The sequence below is a fragment of the Alteromonas halophila genome (genome assembly GCF_014651815.1).
Classification (GTDB): domain Bacteria; phylum Pseudomonadota; class Gammaproteobacteria; order Enterobacterales; family Alteromonadaceae; genus Alteromonas; species Alteromonas halophila.
Genome location: NZ_BMXP01000005.1, coordinates 128,644 through 146,352, shown reverse-complemented (window position 1 = coordinate 146,352; position 17,709 = coordinate 128,644). Strand labels below are relative to the sequence as shown.

Sequence of the window (17,709 nt, the reverse complement as noted above, 5' to 3'; positions counted from 1 at the left end):
ATGGCACTCACACGAGAACAAATTGCAATGCGCGTGGCGCAGGAATTTCAGGACGGCAGTTATGTTAACCTGGGTATTGGGATCCCTACTCTGGCAGCGAATTACGTGCCAGACGGGGTAGATGTAATGCTACAGTCCGAAAATGGTTTGCTTGGTATGGGCCGATATCCGACCGAGGCTGAAGTTGATGCGGATATGATCAATGCAGGCAAAGAAACGGTGACAGCGAGTGTCGGCGCTTCTATTTTTGATTCGGCAGAAAGCTTTGGCATGATCCGTGGCGGCCATGTTGATTTTACCGTACTTGGTGCATTTGAGGTGGATGTAAACGGTAATATTGCCTCCTGGATGATCCCTGGCAAGCTGGTAAAAGGCATGGGGGGCGCCATGGATCTGGTAGCCGGGGCCAAAAACATCATTGTCACCATGACGCATGCAGACAAGCATGGTAACTCCAAGCTGCTACAGTCCTGCACGCTTCCTCTTACCGGCGTCAACTGTATCACCCAAATCATTACCGATTTAGCTGTGCTGGACGTGGCAGATGGTGCATATCACCTGCGCGAACGCGCGCCGGGCGTAACGGTTGAAGAAATACAGGAGAAAACCGCCGGTACGCTTATTGTTGACGGTGATATCCCTGAAATGAAGATTAAATAGCGAGGGCATCAGTCATTGTAACTGTGATGTGACTTCACCTTTAACTTCACCGCCCTTTCATAGATAATGACGCGGTCATTATCTATGAGGGCTTCTCTTGCACGTATCTGATCTTCCCGTCAATCACACAATTATTAAACGCTTGTCGGATAAAGGCATCACTGACCTTACCGAAATCCAGCAACAAACTATCGTCCCCGCGATTCAGGGGAAAGATGTGATTGCGTCATCGAAAACCGGATCGGGCAAAACCTTTGCTTACCTCATCCCCGCGATTAATCGGTTACTGAAAGACAAGCCTCTGTCACGTAAAGATCCCCGCGCTGTTATCCTTGCCCCTACCCGGGAGCTCGCCAAACAGGTATTCATTGAAACCAAAAACCTGATAAGCAAAATGTCACTGCAATGTGCTTTGGTTGTGGGTGGTGAAAACTATAACGAGCAAACCAAGGTACTGCGTCGCAATCCGCATATTGTAGTAGGCACCGCCGGCCGGGTTGCCGATCACCTTGAGGATAAGTCGTTTTTCCTTAACGGACTTGAATTGCTTATCATTGATGAAGCTGACCGGATGCTGGATTTAGGCTTTGCCGGGGCTCTGACAAGTATTAACGAGGCTGCTGATCACCGAAAGCGTCAGACCATGCTGTTCTCGGCTACACTGGATAACATCGAACTGGCCGCCATGACGAAAAAACTGACAACCGCTGCAGTGCGGGTTGCGGTTGGTCAGGCAAGCGCGGTTCATGAAGATATTCACCAGCAATGCTATTTTGCCGATCATGTTGAGCATAAAGATGCGCTGCTTGCCCGTTGCCTTGATGAGACTAACTTCAATCAGGCAGTCATATTCTGTGCCACACGTGAGGATACCAGCCGTATTGCCACATTGCTCAATGCGCAGCAGCGTGACGCAGTGGCGCTCAGTGGTGAACTGCTGCAGTCGCAACGTGCCAATATCATGAGTGAATTCGGGCGCGGTCAGCACAGTATTCTGGTCACGACGGATGTTGCTTCACGTGGCCTTGATTTGGTCAAAGTTGGACTGGTGATAAATTATGACTTGCCCAAACAACCCGACGAGTATATTCATCGTATAGGTCGCACCGGACGCGCCGGCCGTCAGGGACAGGCTATTTCACTGGTGGGTCCCCGTGACTGGAAAAGCTTTGCAGCATTAAAAGAACAGCTGGCGTATCCACTGGCCTGTGAGCCGCACCCTGCCCTTGGCGCTACATTTTCCGGCTTTGCTATACGTAAAAAAGTGCCTAAGAAGTCTGGTACACCAAATAAAAAAGCCGCCTCCGCTGGTGCTTCTGCCCCGCGCAAGAAAAAGCGAGTCAACACGATGGCCGGTGAGGACGTCGGCATGATGCCAGTAAAACGCAGGAACACCGATAGCGATAGTTAACGCCACCAATGCGACAATCCGGCTGCGTAAGTCGTTGCAGGATAATGGTTTGCCAGACACAAAAAAGCCAGCGTTAACGCTGGCTTTTTTGCATGGAAACAGGATCAGTATTCCCACCAACAGTCCTGCCACCAGTCAAGAAACTCATCAAAGTCGATGAACCCGTCATCATTACTGTCGATCAGTCTAAAGCCTTCTTCAACATGACTGGCTTTGGTCTTAGGGGAAATCACCGTCAGCAGCTCGATGAACTCTGGCAGATCAATCTGCCCGTTTCCATCACGATCAAAAAAGTTAAAGTTACTTCTCGCTTCGTCAATTTCAGCCTTTGATAACTGGGCGTTCACGCATACTTCCTTCTCTAATACATCTCAGGATCGAGTGTAACGTTCAAGCGTGTCAGTGTCTATGCCTGATTCCCTTTTGCTTTAAGCGCACGTTCACGTTGCTGTCGTGCCTTGTCATTGCGCTTTGCCTGCATGACTTCACGCGCCTCTGTGCCAACATGGGCTTCACGACGGTGACGGGCAAGCTGTACCTGCTTTTCCCGTTCGCGAAAACGAGCAAGCTGCTCTTCAGTATGGGTGCCGTGACAGTGAGGGCAACTCACACCCGGCTCATACTTATCCGAGGCCTTATCGTCACTGGTGATCGGCAGGCGGCATGCATAACACTGATCGTATACAGACTTTTCCAGATCATGATTGACCGCTACGCGATTATCAAACACGAAGCAATCGCCTTCCCAGAGAGAATTCTCTTTTGGCACATCTTCAAGGTACTGCAATATACCTCCCTCAAGATGGTATACCTCATCAAATCCCTGCTCTTTCATGTAAGCCGTCGATTTTTCGCAGCGAATGCCGCCGGTGCAGAACATTGCCACTTTTTTATGTTTCGCCGGATCCAGTGATGTCTTCACATACTCGGGAAATTCGCGAAAGGTCTCAGTATTTGGGTTCACTGCATGTTTAAATGTCCCGATCTGAATTTCGTAATCGTTGCGCGTGTCTACCACTACAACATCAGGATCACTGATCAGTGCATTCCAGTCCTGAGGCTTAACATAGGTACCCACGGTATGGCGCGGATCAATCCCATCTACACCCATCGTTACAATTTCTTTTTTCAGTTTTACCTTTGTACGGTAAAACGGCTGTTCTTCATGGAGAGATTCTTTAGTGGAAATCGGCTTGATCCGGGGATCCTGATTGAGATAGGCCAGTAGCGCATCAATCCCCTCACGGGTGCCCGATACGGTGCCATTTATCCCTTCTGCGGCCAGCAGCAGTGTGCCTTTTATGCCGTTTTTTTCCATTGTATCAAGCAATGGCTGACGCATAGCCTGATAGTTGTCGAGCGCAACGAACTTATACATCGCGCAAACGATATACTGTGACATGTAATTATTACCTTTTTTGCTGATTGGAACGTAAAACCAGTGCAAAATTGCGGCGCGAATATAGCAAATACACAGTTAAATTGCCACTCAGGCAACCCTGTATTCATTGGCTTGTTCGATAATGTCATCCAGCAGAGTATTGTCTTCTTCAATGTCAGACGCAGTGTCGCCCTTAAGCCGGCGCTGGGTTGCCAGCGAGCAGTTGGCAACAACATCATCAGGGATCCGGGTAGCGTCATTATGAAAGCTCAACGGCTCGGGATGCATGGCGTCCTGTAACCGCGCTGAGCAAATATCCCCCTGTGCGATAAATTGTGACAACCGATGACTGTGAGAATGATCCGCTTTATTCGCATCCAGAGCTGGACGACGATAGAAGTTGAGGCGGTCCACAAAGGCCTTATCTGAAGGGACAGCGGTTTCATACGGCTTGATTTTTGGTTCGCCCACAGACGCGCCAAATTGCATAGCCAGATACAGCGCAAACTGGGCGCCATTTTCTGCGGCCTTGGATAAATTTCCCTCCCACTGCGCTATCGAGTCGAGTTGTACTTTATCGGCGGCCATGCGTTGTTACTGTCTTTAACACCATACAGACTGTATCGCTGTCTTTCGGATTTTCTTGAGGGCATCTTGCGTGTATCGCTGAATTCATGAATGATGTAAGTAACTCATTGCGATACTGGTAGTTTTCAGTCGATGACATTTTCTGACAAGCACGTTCTTATCATAGAGGATCAGCGCCCGTTTCTGTTGCTATTACGGGGCTTACTGAACTCTATGGGCGCAACTGATGTGATAACAAAACCGTCAGCGGAACAGGCCATATCATTATGCAGAAAGCAGAAGTTCGATATCATAGTATGTGATCTGCATTTAGGGGCTGAGAAAAAGAATGGCTTTGAACTGATTGAAGAACTGCGCGTCAGGAAGCTGATAAAACCCAGTACCATTTGTTTATTAATAAGCGCGGACAGTGCGCGTCCGGTGGTGCTTGGCTCCATAGAACGCAGGCCCGATGACTATTTGATCAAACCGTTTTCGCAGGCCCAGTTAAAAACACGTATCTCCAGAGCATGGCAAAAAAGACAGTTTCTGCAGCCTGTGTACAAGGCCATTATGGACGAGGAGTGGGATCAGGCGATCGATACCTGCGAGCAGCTCGCCGGCGTTAAGTCTCCTTATCAGCGCTCCTGTGAGCAGTTACTGGTAGAGCTGTACTGGGAGGATAAGCAGCCAGATAAAGCGCTTGATGTACTGGCCCCCTATCAGTCTGGCAAGCCGTTGCTATGGGCACAAATTGCGCTGGCCAAAACGCATTTGCTCAAACAGAATTATGAGCAGGCGATCGCAACCTCTCAGCAGGTTCTTGAACAAAACCGGTTTAATGCTGATGCGTACGATGTACTGGCACAGTCTAATAACGCAATGAACTGCGGTGATGCGGCTATTGCTGCTATCAGGCAAGCCATCAAGCTTTCTCCTTTCTCCCTGCCAAGGCATTTTGTTGCGTGCAGTATCGCCAGGGACAATAACGATTATGTGCTGGCTTCAGCATCGAGCGAATCAATCTGGAAGCTTTCAAAACACACCGTGCACCAGACACCCACACACTGGTGTGGTTATGTTCGCAGCTTACTGGATGTCGCAGAATTTTCTGACGACAAACACACCAGGAACCGCTATCAGCAAGAAGCATTACTGGTCACTCAGCGGGGTAAATTTGATGAGTACCTCAACCGGCAGGGAGATGATTTTGACGTAGATATTTTTGAAAACATTGTTAATGCACGGGTCAACGCTATAGACGGTAAAATGCTTGATGCTAAGCGGAATTTAGCCAGTTCGCAGGTTTCAATAGAAGAAAAGTTTGAACATGTGCCTACCGCCTATATTCCTGACAGCGTTAAAGTAATGTACGACATAGGAGAATTTGATGAAGCAGAGCGTTTACAGGGACTTATACAGGACAATGATGAAGACCTGGATCCGAATAGCCGCTACTTGCTGGATAGAGAGAAAAAGAAAGCCAGTGACAACCTCTCAAGCTATCAACAGTTTAACCGGGAAGGCATCGACCTTTACCAAAAAGGACAATACCAAAGTGCCAAAGATGCCTTCACCCGCGCCCAGTCTTTTGCACCTGTAAATACGGGGGTTGCACTCAATCTGCTTCAATGCCTCATCAAATTGTTAGACAAAAACGACAAAGCTGAGCCACTATTAATCAAAGAGTGCAAACGCGTCTATAAGCTAATTGAAGATATGCCGCTAAAACAACAACATCAGGAGAAATATGATGCGTTGAAAGAAGAGTTGTTTAGCTATATTGGCGATAGTTAACCACCCACATCATAAAGTCATAAGACACCGACTTTAGTTGTAGACACCCACAATACTGGCCCTACCAACAGACACCCACAATAGCTATAAACACCCACCATTCTGGCCTAAGGTCCCGGTGATTTTTCCCGCCGCATCGTCCATGCTACGGGTATAACCTGTTTAACTGTGACCGATTATCATGGCCCGGCCCCGCTCTGAGCTTATCTGTCTGGATGAGACACCCTACTATCACTGTGTATCACGCTGTGTGCGCCGGGCCTACCTGTGTGGCCATGATCCGTTATCGGGTCAGTCCTATGAGCATCGCCGTCAGTGGGTGGAAGGCCGTCTGATAGTCCTTGTCCAGGCCTTCTCGGTGCTTATGTGTGCCTACTCAGTGATGAGTAACCACACCCATGTCGTACTCAAGGTAGATAAGGCTGCCACACAAACCTGGAGTCACTTCGAAATACTCAGTCGCTGGCATCGGGTGTTTCGCGGCACACACCTGACGCAGCGATACTGTTGTCCGAAACAGGCCGCCTCTCTCTCACCGGCTGAGCTGGAGTCGGTTCGCCAGACCGCCGAGGTATACCGGGCCAGGCTGTACGACATCAGCTGGTTTATGCGTGCGCTTAATGAGCAGATTGCCCGGCGGGCCAACGAGGAAGATGAGTGCACCGGGCGTTTCTGGGAAGGCCGGTTTAAATCGCAGGCGCTTATGGACGAGGCATCACTGGCCGCCTGTATGGCCTATGTCGATTTAAATCCTATACGCGCCGGTATCGCTGATACGCCGGAGGCCTCTGCCCACACCAGTATCTGCCGGCGCATCCGTGCAGCACGCCACGGTCGCCAGCCTGCCAGTCTGCTGCCTTTCAGTGGCCTGGCCGAAGAGCAGACACACGCCCTGCCCTTTCACTTTGAGGATTACCTGACGCTACTCGACATGACCGGCCGCATCCCCCACACTGACAAGCCCGGGGTTATCAGACCGGATATTACGCCTGTGCTGGCCCGCACCGGGCTTGATACCGTTTGCTGGCCAACGCTAGCAAGCAGTATAGAAACACACTTCTCCACTTCGGTGAGTCTGACTTTGGCACACCGGCGGCTTGAACTAAGGCGAGGCATCAGTTCAGCCTGATACAGGGCCTCCCTGCTGTCCCACTTACCACATTTATGCAGTCAATTAACTGTCCGCATGTAGAATGCTATCTGTCAAAATGCTGAATTGAAGGGGCTAATAAAAAACATAGCCCTCACGCAATATATCGACAGAGTAGCGTTAAAATCCGCAATGAAAACACGACATCACCCCATGTTTCTGGCCCTATTATAGCTACTTAGACAAAAGTGGGTGTCTTGGAATTGGTGGGTGTCTTATAAAATAGCCCTCATAAATTCGTTAGTCAGACTGCATGTCACGCAAATCACTAATAAAGTCATCAACCTCATCGAGTAACTTATTGCGCTGCTCATCTGTGAATGTCCCGGCAATTTTTGAGGCCAGGGAGGCGTAGTTTTTCATATTGGCCTTTCTGTTAGTACGGTAGGCCTCACTGCGATACGCATCGGGATTAACCATCAGTGACAGCAAATCGCTAGCAAACTTTTCGTTACTACCGCGCGTTACAAACAGGCGGCGTGCAGACTGCTGAATATTTCTTCGATACTCTATCCAGTCTGCACGCGTACTCATGAAGAGCGGACTGTGGGCCTGAATGATTTGTTCCTGCTCATCGGTGAGATCGCCAATTCGATCTTCCAAATCATCTCTGATGTCATCAAGCCTTTCCTCGGCTCTTTCATCTGCTGACATCTCCCGGTATTCCTGCAATTCTTCTTCCTCTTCTTTATTGTCCTCTTCGAGCGCAGCAAATAAGCTAACAACCTGCTCATCACTGAGGCGTTCAGCAAATTTTGCTAACTGCGGACTGAGCTCTTCCCGCATGCGCTGCCAGTGTTCTCTTGCCTGTTGTAAATGCCAGAGCACACGCTCCTCAGACATCGATTTATTACGGATATCTTCACGAACCGTCTCCAGGTGCTGAATATAGCGCTCAAGCTCTTCACTTTTATGCCACTGGATCCAGTCTTTCAGGTGCTCATCAAAAATATCTTCCTGCGAATCATTAAGCTCTACATAATCATCCAGATACCAGTAGACCAGCCAATCCATATTGTTGTAAGCAAACTTTGAAGAACAGCCACTTAGCAAAAAACCTATCAGTAAAATACAGCACCACTTTTTCATCATTGTTCCCTTGTTTTACAACATTGCCGGCATCTGTCAGTTATACGGATAGGGATAACACACAGGAATTTGCCAGTGTTCGCTACCTTAGGTATCAAGAATCGAATTTGGTTGCATAAAGAATGTAACCATATGTTTTATTACTTTACTGAATTCAATACAGATTATTTCCGTCGTGTCTTGCTTAAAGGCCGCCGCTTCTGCCATTCTTTAAGTAGTTTACGACGAAACAGGGCACTGACGTAATGACACAGCAGAAACGGGTTGCCGTTCTCACTTCCGGCGGCGATGCGCCAGGTATGAATGCCTGCATTCGCGCCGTTGTACTGGCTTGTGAGCAAAATGGCCATGAATGTATCGGTTATAAGCACGGCTATAATGGGTTGCTGAATCAGGAGTACACCGAATTTACTGCGGATATAATCCATAACCTTATACAACAAGGCGGTACCGTATTGCACAGTGCGCGCTGCCTGGAGTTTAAAACTCAGGAAGCAGCCCAACGTGCGGCCAGCAATCTTGATGCACTAAACATTGATACACTGATTGTGATTGGCGGTGACGGGTCATTTCGCGGTGCAATGCACCTCAGCAACCACTGGGATGGTCAGGTCATCGGATTGCCTGGAACGATTGACAATGATATCGCTGGCACTGATGCAACGATTGGCTATTATACTGCAATTGAAACCGCTGTATCCTCTATTGATAAAGTCAGAGATACAGCTGACGCGTTTGAGCGACTGTTTCTGGTGGAAGTAATGGGACGTCACGCGGGCTTTCTGGCGTTAAGCGCTGCACTTGCCTCTGCCGCTGACTATGTCGTATTACCGGAGCTTTTCAATGGCGAGGAAGAAACGCTCAATGACATTCACGCCCAATTGACGGTAAGACGGGAACTGCGGGGTAATATCAGCTATATCATTGTCCTTGCTGAAAATGTCTGGCCTGGCGGTATCAACGATTTATCACAAAGACTGAATGCGCTGACCAATTCAGAGGTCAGACCGGTGATCCTGGGACACGTACAACGCGGCGGCTCTCCGGTAAGTCAGGACCGTATTCTGGCCACACAGCTTGGAGCCCATGCCGTCTCACTGGTAGGTAAGCCTGTTAACGCCGTCATGGTCGGCGAAGTCAATGGCAAACCCTGCGAGGTTCCGCTGCCAATGACCTGGGAAAGTACCAAACCACTCGATGAGAGCGCAGTACAGACCATGCAAGCACTGATCAACAGCCGTTACGCGTAACCTTCAGTATTACATTTTCATGGCTGCTTTCACCTTGTCCCGGTGACTGCGGCTGACTTTCAGTTCAGTATCATTCTGAAGGATAAGGTGGTATTCGCCACTGATGTGGCTGACCAGCTTTTTGACAAAACGGATATTGGCGATGGCAGAACGATGAACCCTTACAAACCATTGAGGGTTTAGTTCTTTTTCAAGCTCTTTCATGGTCTTACGCATAATATGCATACCATCAAGGGCATGTACACACATGTAGTCACCGGCTGCATCTATCCACTGAATGTCATGCACATTTACCCGCGTCACCTCAGAGCCGTCTTTGATGGCCAGGACATCGGGGTATGGATTGGTCTCAACCTGCTCGCCGCTTGCCAGTTTTCTCAGAATCTCCTCATAATCGTCACCGGTCAGTTCGGCAACCAGATTCACCAGTTTTCGTGACTGCTCGTCCTGGTGCTGGGTAGCAAAGTATTCTCTTACTTTCTGCAGGGCCAGACGAAGACGCTCATCATCGGCAGGTTTGAGTAAATAATCCAGCGCGTGCACATCGAAGGCCCGAATGGCGTAACTGTCATAGGCGGTTACAAACACAATGAGCGGCAGGGGCTGGCTAAGTTCACGAAGCTTCTGGATCACCTGAAAACCATTCAGTCCCGGCATCTGAATATCCAGAAAAACTAAATCAGGCCGGTGTTGCGAAATCGCACTTACGGCATCCAGCCCGTTCTGACATTCTGCCACTACATCAATGTCCTGATGGCGCTCAAGCCGGGCTTTCAATCCTCGCCGTGCAAGCGGTTCATCATCTACTACTACCGTTTTTATTACCTGCTCAGTCATCTTATGCATCCTTTACTTCATAAGGTATACGAATGCGCACCCGCACACCCGACGGCTGATTATGCTCTATCGACAATGCAAAGTTGCGTTGATACAGCGATTGTAATCGTTCACGAATATTGGCCAGCCCCACCCCGTTTTCACGGCTCAGCTGTCCGTTCTTTATATCTGCACCAGGACCGTTATCTGCGACGTCCATAAGCAGGTCGTTGCCAAACGCTCTGGCGGTAATTGCAATTTCTCCACCCTTCTCCATTTTAGAGATAGCGTGTTTTATACTGTTTTCAATAATCGGCTGTAAAATCATGCTGGGCACCAATGCATTTTCGCAGCCCTCGTCAATGTCCCAACGCACATCCAGACGATCATCAAAACGCACTTTTTCAATATCCAGATACAGACGCAATGCTTTTGCTTCCTGACCCAAAGGCACCCGCTTTATCGGATCATTATCCAGTGAGTAGCGAAGAAAGTCGCTCAGACGACTGACCATGGCTTCAGCTGTATCATTTTCTTTCAACAGGATGAGTGTTGATATTGCATTGAGTGTATTGAAAAGGAAATGAGGATTAAGCTGATATCGCAACATCTTAATGTGCGCCTGGTGCGCCATAGTGGTTGCTTTAAGCGCGTTCTGCTTCTCCTTCTGCAACATCTGGAAGTTTTTAATCCCAAAATACACGCCACTCCAGCATCCAACCATGATGAGAGAATTGATGGTGTTAGTGAAGTACATATACCAGGCATCTGGACGATACCCGTGCTTGTAAATTTCCCAGTAGTTTATATTTTTCACCACCGCCCACAGCAACGCCACCACGTAACACGCAGCAATGACAACAGTTAGCATTTTTAGCGGTGACTGCTTGCGCGCATACCTGAAAACATATCGAAGCGGGATGGTCAGAAGCCAGCCAGCATAGGCATTCAACATAATGATAAATACCCAAATGGGCCGCACATCATGCAAAAATGAACCAATATAGTAAATTACAGCAAAGCCTGCCCATCCCGCAGAATGGAGGGCCCAGAATAACCGTTCTTTGCTGTCGAAAAGGCGCTGCCAGCGACTCACAATACTACCGTAATTTTATACATCATTCGGTGATTATACGCACTTGAACGGATCCCTGTTGCTGCTTGGTCGTAACTCTCTGTCGCCTTATCGCAAGATTAGACGGGGCACGCACAACAATAACGCTCGGCCAAAGGGCATTATGTAAATAGCAATCAAAAATGCGCGTGCGGCTACCAGCGCCAGTGGGTGTCATGCCCGTCTAAGGCGTGGCAGCCTCTCCAATGAAATTATCTATCACAGACTCGTCTAATGCCGTTATAAAGGTGCGTTTCTTTTTATCGGTCATCACCGCACTATTTTATAAGGATCCGGCTGAATTTCTGGATAGAGCATGCAGTGTTTTTAGTAACTGATATGCATTCGTTTAAGCCAGTGTGTCCACCACCACGCAGGACCGACCAGAAGGAAACGGAGATCTTCCAGGAAAGAAGGCTTCTTACCCTCAATCTTATGCCCGACAAACTGCAGGATCCACATGACAACGAACAATGCCAGACAGAATTTCCACACCGAGATATCAAGATAAACCAGCAAATTTATCCCGCCGAAACTGGCAATAGTGAGCAGCGTCATGGCGGCGCCAATCGGCCCGGATAACATAAAATAATAATACAGCACAGGTACGGCAATGAGATGCGCCCAGGTTACATTGAACTGCGCCAGCCAGTCGGGTACCGGAATCGACCACACCAGCCCGAGTGTGACAAAGTAGATACTGGGCACCGCAATAGCATGGATAAGTACATTGGTCTTGTTCTGATGGCTTTCACCATACAGGCTTAATAATCGCTCTATGTCTCGCATGGGTTACTCCTGTTAATCCCGCAAAGGGTGGGTCAGCGAAGCAGAACATGACGGTCCAGCAACTGAGTCACCGATTTCTGATTTTCATCAAATTGCAGGCCGTAGTAATTATATTCCTGTTCTACTTTTATATTTTTTATTGTGGCTGAAATCTCAATATTATTGCCCTCACCGAAATAAATAAGCGTTATTTTTTCGTCTGCTGACAGCATGGGCCAGTCAGGATTAATTGGCATAGCCACCCGACAGCCCTTGAAGGACACATCTACAATAATACCTGTTGCATCTTTACTTCCTTCGCCAAACTGTGGTGACTTAACCGCCACGGCAATTCCAGGTTGTGCACGTTTCTCGGAACGCAGGCCGATAGACTGAAGGCTTTGCGGAAAACTGGTAATCAGAAGCCCTGTAGGCTTAGACAGCAGTTTCAAAACCTTTACCCTGAATGCGATGACCTGCCCGGAATCTCCCTCAAGGACATACCGAACGACCAGGTCATTACCGACTGTCAGCAGGTCACGGGTAGAAATCCACTTAGCAGTGGTTGGCATCTGAAAAATCAGGCAGTTAGGTATATCCATGCCCACGTAGAGGGTTTTCACGCGTCGGGGAGAAGTCGGCGTCGTAATCTGCAAATCAATCGCCTCGCCAACTTCCAGCGCTTTAAGGCTTTCAATGTTGTCCCGGCTAAGGGCTAATTGCGCGTTTTTTTCTGCCATGGCTATGATTACTTTGACGTTGTTAAACCAATGTAACCAATTTTTTGAAGGCTGACAAAGACTTCTGCGTGTAGCATGATAGCTACATCTTATTTAATAGCCTGACCGGAGGTGTTGTGTTTAAAAACAACGCGTTGCTACATTATCATCTGGCCGTTCACTCATGGGAGCAACATACTTTCAGGGTGACGCTGAGCATTCCTGCCCACGACAGCAATACACTGTCACTTACACTGCCTGCCTGGATCCCCGGCAGTTACATGATCCGAGATTTCGCCCGTCAAATCATACGGTTGCAGGCAACAGATGAGAACGGCACGGTGTTACTAAGCCACAAACAGGACAAGCAGACCTGGGAAATAGCCACGCACGGACAGCCGGTTCAGATAAGCTATGATGTGTTTGCCTTCGATTTGTCCGTACGTTCAGCATACATCAATGATGAATACGCATTTTGTAACGGCACCAGTGTGTTTTTGCAGATAAAGGAGGCTACTCACTTACCCTGCACCCTGACTATTAATGCACCGGAAGATACGGCGAAATCGGTTCATACCAGCATGGCGCAAATACCGGATACTGCTTTTACGTATAATGCCGGCAATTACGATGAACTCATCGATCACCCTATTTTTATTGGCCGCTGTGTTACCCGCGACATAGTCGTAAATGACGTCACATTTACGCTTTTATTCTCTGGAGAGCCGGTACTGGCGCTGGATCGTATTGCCAGGGATCTGGTTCCAGTTTGCGAGCACCATATGCAACTGTTTGGTGATCCTCAGCCAATCCAGCATTACCTGTTTATGACTCTGCTAAGTAGCAGTGGTTTCGGCGGTCTTGAACACCGTAACTCAACGGCGTTGTTGTTTCCCCGGGGAGATTTACCCATGCCCGGGGAAGAGGGCACCACCGATAGCTATATCAATTTTCTTAGCCTGTGCAGCCATGAGCTGTTTCACACCTGGAATGTGAAACGTATCAAGCCGGCACTGATGGTCGCGCCGGATCTCAGTAAAGAAGCCTATACCCCACAATTGTGGATCTATGAAGGATTTACCAGTTTCTACGATGATCTGACCCTGGCCCGCAGTGGTGTGGTATCACCACAAAAATACCTCGATATACTATCGGCTCACCTGACCCGGGTCTTGCAGGGTGCCGGTCGTCATAAGCAAAGCGCCGCCGAAAGTAGTTTCGACGCCTGGACCCGCTTCTACAAACAGGATGCCAATTCACCCAACCATATCGTCAGTTATTATACGAAGGGAGGGATCATCGCTTTCGGTCTTGATTTACTGCTGCGTCGCAAGTCAGATGGCAGGGTGTCGCTGGATACACTGATGCAACATTTGTGGAATGACTACGGTAAAGACGAAAGTGGTACGCCGGATGAGGTAATTGAATCACTCTGTCACCGTGCTTTTGGTATCGATGTTTCTGACTACCTCAGCGCTGTGGTGTATGGCACCGAAGATGTGCCGTTGCAGGAATACCTGAGCGATATTGGTCTAGCCCTGCATTTCCGTTGCCGTCAGTCATCCGATGATAAGGGCGGGCACAAGCCAGACAGTACAGGTAACCGGCATCAGTTAGGTGCGTCAGTAAAAAGTGCGGCAATGGGCGTTACCGTTTTGCAGGTCGCCGAGGGGCTTGCCGCTGAGCAGGCGGGTCTGCAGATAAACGATACAATCATTGCCGCTGATGGCACAGTAGTAGACGACAAACTGCTACAGCGCTACCTCAACGCGTCGGCGTCAGCATCCCTTTCACTGACCGTTGCCCGTGATGGACGCCTTATTCACTGCGACTTGCCTGTACTCAGGGCCAGAGAAGATGTCGGCTACTTTACCATTGAAGATACGCAACGGTTTGAACGATGGCTGGGTCTTATCTGAGCCAGCGACACCGGCACCCTGCCCCCAACGCTAGTCGTTGGGGGAGCCTGTGACCAGTAATTGCGGATCCAGACGCTTATTTCCCAGGTTGATGCGCCAGTCCAGGTGCGGCCCGGTAGCCCGACCCGTTTCCCCAATCGTACCGATTTGCTGGCCTTTTTCGACCGTGTCGCCGACACTGACGGTGATGGTGTCCATATGCAAGAAGGTTGAAAACACGCGCATGCCATGGTCGATTATCAGGGTATTCCCGGAGTAATAAAGATCATCAGCCAGCGTAACCGTACCGCTGACAGGGGCAATCACCTTCGTGCCTATTGGTCCCCCAACGTCAACCCCATAGTGCGGACGCTTGGGATCGCCGTTTAGTACCCGCTGACTGCCATACACACCAGTGATTGGGCCTTTAGCTGGCCAGATAAATCGGGTAAAAACAGCATCATTGTCACTATCGCCAGCCCGCGCACTGGCAACGTTTGCGCTGTCACGGCGGATACGTTTAAGCACCGATGCTGGCGGTGTCACCATATTCTGATCAAGACCGTCGATACGCTGAATATCATAGTCGCGCTTTGACAACGTAATTTGCCGGGATTTCGTGGTTCCGTCTGGCTTTTCCACCCTGAGTGTGTGCGACAACGTCTCATCACGCTCAAAACCAATCACAAACTTACCCTGAGCATTGAGCTTTACCGGTTCGCCATTGAGTGACACACTGCTTCCGGGCGCCACCTGGCCCCGGACCAGACTACCCTGGGTAAGTTTGCCGTTAAGCACGATGTCCTGCTGCGCTGTTACGATAAGCGGTAATGATGTCAGCAGACAGGTAAGCAACGTTTTTGTATAGCGGTTAAGTATTCGCAATTTTTATTCCCCGACAATGGCACCCTTGCCCACTCCCTCGTAGGCCATCACCTGTATGCGCGGTGCAGGTACCCGTTTTTTCTCTTCGTTGAAAATAAACTGAGCCAGACATTCAACGGTGGTGTCTGTTTCAATGACTTCACTACGTTTTTTCGCGATCAACATTTCAAAATACCCTTGTGACGCTTCATACGCGAGGCAAAGATAAGCGTCAGGATCACTGACGTTTGCATTCATCTGCCGCTTGTCGTAGTCGATACAGTCTTCCTGTGTCGCAATATAGATATCACTGAAACGTGTCGACCAGTATTTCTGGCTCGCCTCGCTGATTTCACCGTCATGAAATACATCAATTCTCGAACGGTGCCCATGGGCAATCCGCTGACAGTTGCCGTCATGTTTTTTCAGGCCATGCGTATAATGGTAGAAAGGCGACTGAATCACTTCGGTGCGCAGATTCAGCGTGATATTTTCCACGTTATCGGGTAAATGAATGGCTATCACTTCGCGCAGATAGTCCCTGACCGATGCCATACTGATGGTATCTGCATAAATAAATGCATAAGCGTCTGCCGGACAGTAAAGCAGAATATTATCGCCATCGTCGCAGCTAAACTGCACTTCCACCTGTTCGCTATCGTCTTCATGACGGACACCGGCCGAAGGATGATCAGCGGGTACCAGTAATTTGTGATCGACGTACTCATCAATCAGTTTTTTCAGATCTTTTTTAACCTTACCGAAATCCTGAACCATGCTTTCCTCGTTGAGGTCACCGTCGAGAATGACATCCACAATCCAGCTCTCGCCTACCATGCCGCGCTCCGGGCACAGGTAAGAAAAGTCCATTACCGTAAGATCATTAACAAATAATTGCATATTGTCCTTATCATCTTTGCCGTATAAGTTACGACACAATTACACCGCGCACTTATGCTTGCGCTGTGTTCGCTCTGTACCTGTCTACACAAACACAACCCTCAGTACCAGTTAATGTACCCGACAGGCACGGAACGGGCTTATCTGCTCTGAAACTGTGTTATCTACACGGTTACGTCTGTCAGGCTTCTAGTATACGTTTTTTTTAAACGCCGCACAGTTCAATCATCGGCCTGAGATTTACGGTTCAGCTGATCTTTGAGATTTGGCGGTATTCCCCGAATTGTCAGCGTATCGGCAGCAGGGTCATAAAAAACTCTGTCACCCAGCAGTTTTCGTTCAAAACTCAGAGACACGCCGCCGCCCTGACCTGAAAATTTCGCCAGTTGTCTGAGCGCGGCCGGATCCGGCTGTATTTCCTTCTCAAGGGGGGTCTTTAAAGATTGTGTAAACTGCGAAAAACTGCGTCCCTGTTCATCATCGGCAGGTAAGCGGGAGGACAGCTCTTCTACGGACAGCGTCTCGCCAGCATCAATTTTTTCTTTAAAATAGGACTTCACATCCTCACGGTGCTGATGCTGTTCCTGTGGATCAAGCTGCTCACTGGCCAGATAGGCATCTACACCGGATACCAGTTGTTTATTTTGCTGCTTTACATCAACCCGCTCTTCACAACCGATAAACTGCATGAAAAAGTCAGACACCTTGCGCCCCATTCTGCCTTTTATAAAGCTGATATAACGCTGTTGTTCCGGTTGCACTCGCCATTGCGTCAGGTCAATTCTTACTGCCAGCTGCATCCGTGCAAGATCAAGATGCTCTTTGGCGTTGAGTTCAAGGGCCTGATTGACCTCAACGTGAGAGCGGGTATTCAGCAATGTGATCATCAGGTACTGTGTTGCCAGAAACTCGTACTGACAAAATATGAGAAAGCCGGTTTCTACCGTGCCGGTATCAATCAGCGTTTTAACAAGCCGTGACGTGGCCTCTAGTGAAAAACCGTGAAACCGCGTATCCAGATCATCGCCGCCCTGATCTTTATGGCTTAAGAAATTCGTCAGCCCGCTGGCAACCGCAGTCTGCTCTTCATTGAGTTCCTGTTCACTGTCATCAGTTAGAAAATGCCCCACCCCTTTGCCGGGTTTAACATTGAAACTATGGTTAATCTGCTGCGCCAGTGATTCTATTTCCGGTGTTACGTCAAGGCACTTATCCCGTGGTACGGCAACAAGTTTATCCTGTTCGTCTACCGCAATGCGGTGAACAACAAAGTGGTGTATCAGTGCACTCATAGTAAAGCGGTGCTCCTTAAATAAAAATGAGAG

At 48.9% G+C, this 17,709-nt stretch carries 17 protein-coding genes; 6 read left to right on the top strand and 11 right to left on the bottom strand.

Features of this window, described 5'->3' with window-relative positions:
• Positions 1-660, top strand: coding sequence for a CoA transferase subunit B (locus tag IE054_RS11500; protein WP_189406591.1), 660 nt, complete (start codon positions 1-3; stop codon positions 658-660).
• 97 nt (positions 661-757) lie between these two features.
• Entirely contained in the window at positions 758-2,071 is a 1,314-nt protein-coding gene (locus IE054_RS11495; RefSeq protein ID WP_189406589.1) for a DEAD/DEAH box helicase, read from the top strand.
• A 104-nt stretch (positions 2,072-2,175) separates the two neighbouring features.
• Here IE054_RS11495 and IE054_RS11490 read toward each other — a convergent pair whose 3' ends face one another.
• The 3 genes from IE054_RS11490 to IE054_RS11480 form a co-directional block, all read right to left on the bottom strand.
• Entirely contained in the window at positions 2,176-2,418 is a 243-nt protein-coding gene (locus IE054_RS11490; RefSeq protein WP_189406587.1) for an EF-hand domain-containing protein, read from the bottom strand.
• A 59-nt stretch (positions 2,419-2,477) separates the two neighbouring features.
• Positions 2,478-3,473, bottom strand: coding sequence for an oxygen-dependent tRNA uridine(34) hydroxylase TrhO (gene trhO / locus IE054_RS11485; protein WP_189406586.1), 996 nt, complete (start codon positions 3,471-3,473; stop codon positions 2,478-2,480).
• An 87-nt stretch (positions 3,474-3,560) separates the two neighbouring features.
• Positions 3,561-4,040, bottom strand: coding sequence for a VC2046/SO_2500 family protein (locus IE054_RS11480; protein ID WP_189406585.1), 480 nt, complete (start codon positions 4,038-4,040; stop codon positions 3,561-3,563).
• 132 nt (positions 4,041-4,172) lie between these two features.
• Here IE054_RS11480 and IE054_RS11475 point away from each other — a divergent pair, with 132 nt between their 5' ends.
• Both IE054_RS11475 and IE054_RS11470 read left to right on the top strand, forming a co-directional pair.
• Complete coding sequence (locus tag IE054_RS11475; protein WP_189406584.1) at positions 4,173-5,816, top strand: response regulator; 1,644 nt, start codon at positions 4,173-4,175, stop codon at positions 5,814-5,816.
• A 181-nt stretch (positions 5,817-5,997) separates the two neighbouring features.
• Positions 5,998-6,945, top strand: a complete 948-nt coding sequence (locus IE054_RS11470) for a transposase (protein ID WP_189406582.1) — start codon at positions 5,998-6,000, stop codon at positions 6,943-6,945.
• A gap of 261 nt (positions 6,946-7,206) precedes the next feature.
• Here the strand turns inward: IE054_RS11470 and IE054_RS11465 are convergent, their stop codons facing one another.
• Positions 7,207-8,058, bottom strand: coding sequence for a DUF6279 family lipoprotein (locus tag IE054_RS11465; RefSeq protein WP_229805110.1), 852 nt, complete (start codon positions 8,056-8,058; stop codon positions 7,207-7,209).
• Positions 8,059-8,300: 242 nt separating this feature from the next.
• Between IE054_RS11465 and IE054_RS11460 the strand changes: the two genes are divergently transcribed.
• Entirely contained in the window at positions 8,301-9,305 is a 1,005-nt protein-coding gene (locus IE054_RS11460) for an ATP-dependent 6-phosphofructokinase (RefSeq protein WP_189406580.1), read from the top strand.
• 9 nt (positions 9,306-9,314) lie between these two features.
• On the opposite strand, the gene IE054_RS11455 is transcribed toward IE054_RS11460, so the two are convergent.
• The 4 genes from IE054_RS11455 to IE054_RS11440 all read right to left on the bottom strand — a co-directional run bounded on the left by IE054_RS11455 (position 9,315) and on the right by IE054_RS11440 (position 12,743).
• The gene (locus IE054_RS11455) at positions 9,315-10,142 is read right to left on the bottom strand and encodes a LytR/AlgR family response regulator transcription factor (protein WP_189406578.1); all 828 of its coding nucleotides are present in this window, start codon (positions 10,140-10,142) and stop codon (positions 9,315-9,317) included.
• 1 nt (position 10,143) lies between these two features.
• The gene (locus IE054_RS11450) at positions 10,144-11,217 is read right to left on the bottom strand and encodes a sensor histidine kinase (RefSeq protein ID WP_189406576.1); all 1,074 of its coding nucleotides are present in this window, start codon (positions 11,215-11,217) and stop codon (positions 10,144-10,146) included.
• Positions 11,218-11,562: 345 nt separating this feature from the next.
• Positions 11,563-12,024, bottom strand: coding sequence for an Mpo1 family 2-hydroxy fatty acid dioxygenase (locus IE054_RS11445; protein WP_189406574.1), 462 nt, complete (start codon positions 12,022-12,024; stop codon positions 11,563-11,565).
• Between the two features lie 32 nt (positions 12,025-12,056).
• The gene (locus IE054_RS11440) at positions 12,057-12,743 is read right to left on the bottom strand and encodes a flagellar brake domain-containing protein (RefSeq protein ID WP_189406572.1); all 687 of its coding nucleotides are present in this window, start codon (positions 12,741-12,743) and stop codon (positions 12,057-12,059) included.
• A gap of 116 nt (positions 12,744-12,859) precedes the next feature.
• Here IE054_RS11440 and IE054_RS11435 point away from each other — a divergent pair, with 116 nt between their 5' ends.
• Positions 12,860-14,641, top strand: coding sequence for a M61 family metallopeptidase (locus IE054_RS11435; protein WP_189406570.1), 1,782 nt, complete (start codon positions 12,860-12,862; stop codon positions 14,639-14,641).
• A gap of 30 nt (positions 14,642-14,671) precedes the next feature.
• Here the strand turns inward: IE054_RS11435 and IE054_RS11430 are convergent, their stop codons facing one another.
• The 3 genes from IE054_RS11430 to yejK all read right to left on the bottom strand — a co-directional run bounded on the left by IE054_RS11430 (position 14,672) and on the right by yejK (position 17,676).
• Complete coding sequence (locus IE054_RS11430; protein ID WP_229805115.1) at positions 14,672-15,475, bottom strand: M23 family metallopeptidase; 804 nt, start codon at positions 15,473-15,475, stop codon at positions 14,672-14,674.
• A 33-nt stretch (positions 15,476-15,508) separates the two neighbouring features.
• On the bottom strand, positions 15,509-16,384 hold the full coding sequence (locus tag IE054_RS11425; RefSeq protein ID WP_189406566.1) for a 6-carboxytetrahydropterin synthase: 876 nt from the start codon (positions 16,382-16,384) through the stop codon (positions 15,509-15,511).
• 221 nt (positions 16,385-16,605) lie between these two features.
• Positions 16,606-17,676: a nucleoid-associated protein YejK gene (gene yejK, locus IE054_RS11420; RefSeq protein WP_189406564.1), complete on the bottom strand. Its 1,071-nt coding sequence runs from the start codon at positions 17,674-17,676 to the stop codon at positions 16,606-16,608.
• Between the last annotated feature and the right edge of the window lie 33 nt (positions 17,677-17,709).

Coding starts and splice junctions, on each gene's coding strand:
- IE054_RS11500 (WP_189406591.1), top strand. CDS start 1: ATGGCACTCACACGAGAACAAATTGCAATGCGCGTGGCGCAGGAATTT.
- IE054_RS11440 (WP_189406572.1), bottom strand. CDS start 12,743: ATGGCAGAAAAAAACGCGCAATTAGCCCTTAGCCGGGACAACATTGAA.
- IE054_RS11425 (WP_189406566.1), bottom strand. CDS start 16,384: ATGCAATTATTTGTTAATGATCTTACGGTAATGGACTTTTCTTACCTG.
- trhO (WP_189406586.1), bottom strand. CDS start 3,473: ATGTCACAGTATATCGTTTGCGCGATGTATAAGTTCGTTGCGCTCGAC.
- IE054_RS11455 (WP_189406578.1), bottom strand. CDS start 10,142: ATGACTGAGCAGGTAATAAAAACGGTAGTAGTAGATGATGAACCGCTT.
- IE054_RS11460 (WP_189406580.1), top strand. CDS start 8,301: ATGACACAGCAGAAACGGGTTGCCGTTCTCACTTCCGGCGGCGATGCG.
- IE054_RS11445 (WP_189406574.1), bottom strand. CDS start 12,024: ATGCGAGACATAGAGCGATTATTAAGCCTGTATGGTGAAAGCCATCAG.
- IE054_RS11475 (WP_189406584.1), top strand. CDS start 4,173: ATGACATTTTCTGACAAGCACGTTCTTATCATAGAGGATCAGCGCCCG.
- IE054_RS11465 (WP_229805110.1), bottom strand. CDS start 8,058: ATGATGAAAAAGTGGTGCTGTATTTTACTGATAGGTTTTTTGCTAAGT.
- IE054_RS11480 (WP_189406585.1), bottom strand. CDS start 4,040: ATGGCCGCCGATAAAGTACAACTCGACTCGATAGCGCAGTGGGAGGGA.
- yejK (WP_189406564.1), bottom strand. CDS start 17,676: ATGAGTGCACTGATACACCACTTTGTTGTTCACCGCATTGCGGTAGAC.
- IE054_RS11470 (WP_189406582.1), top strand. CDS start 5,998: ATGGCCCGGCCCCGCTCTGAGCTTATCTGTCTGGATGAGACACCCTAC.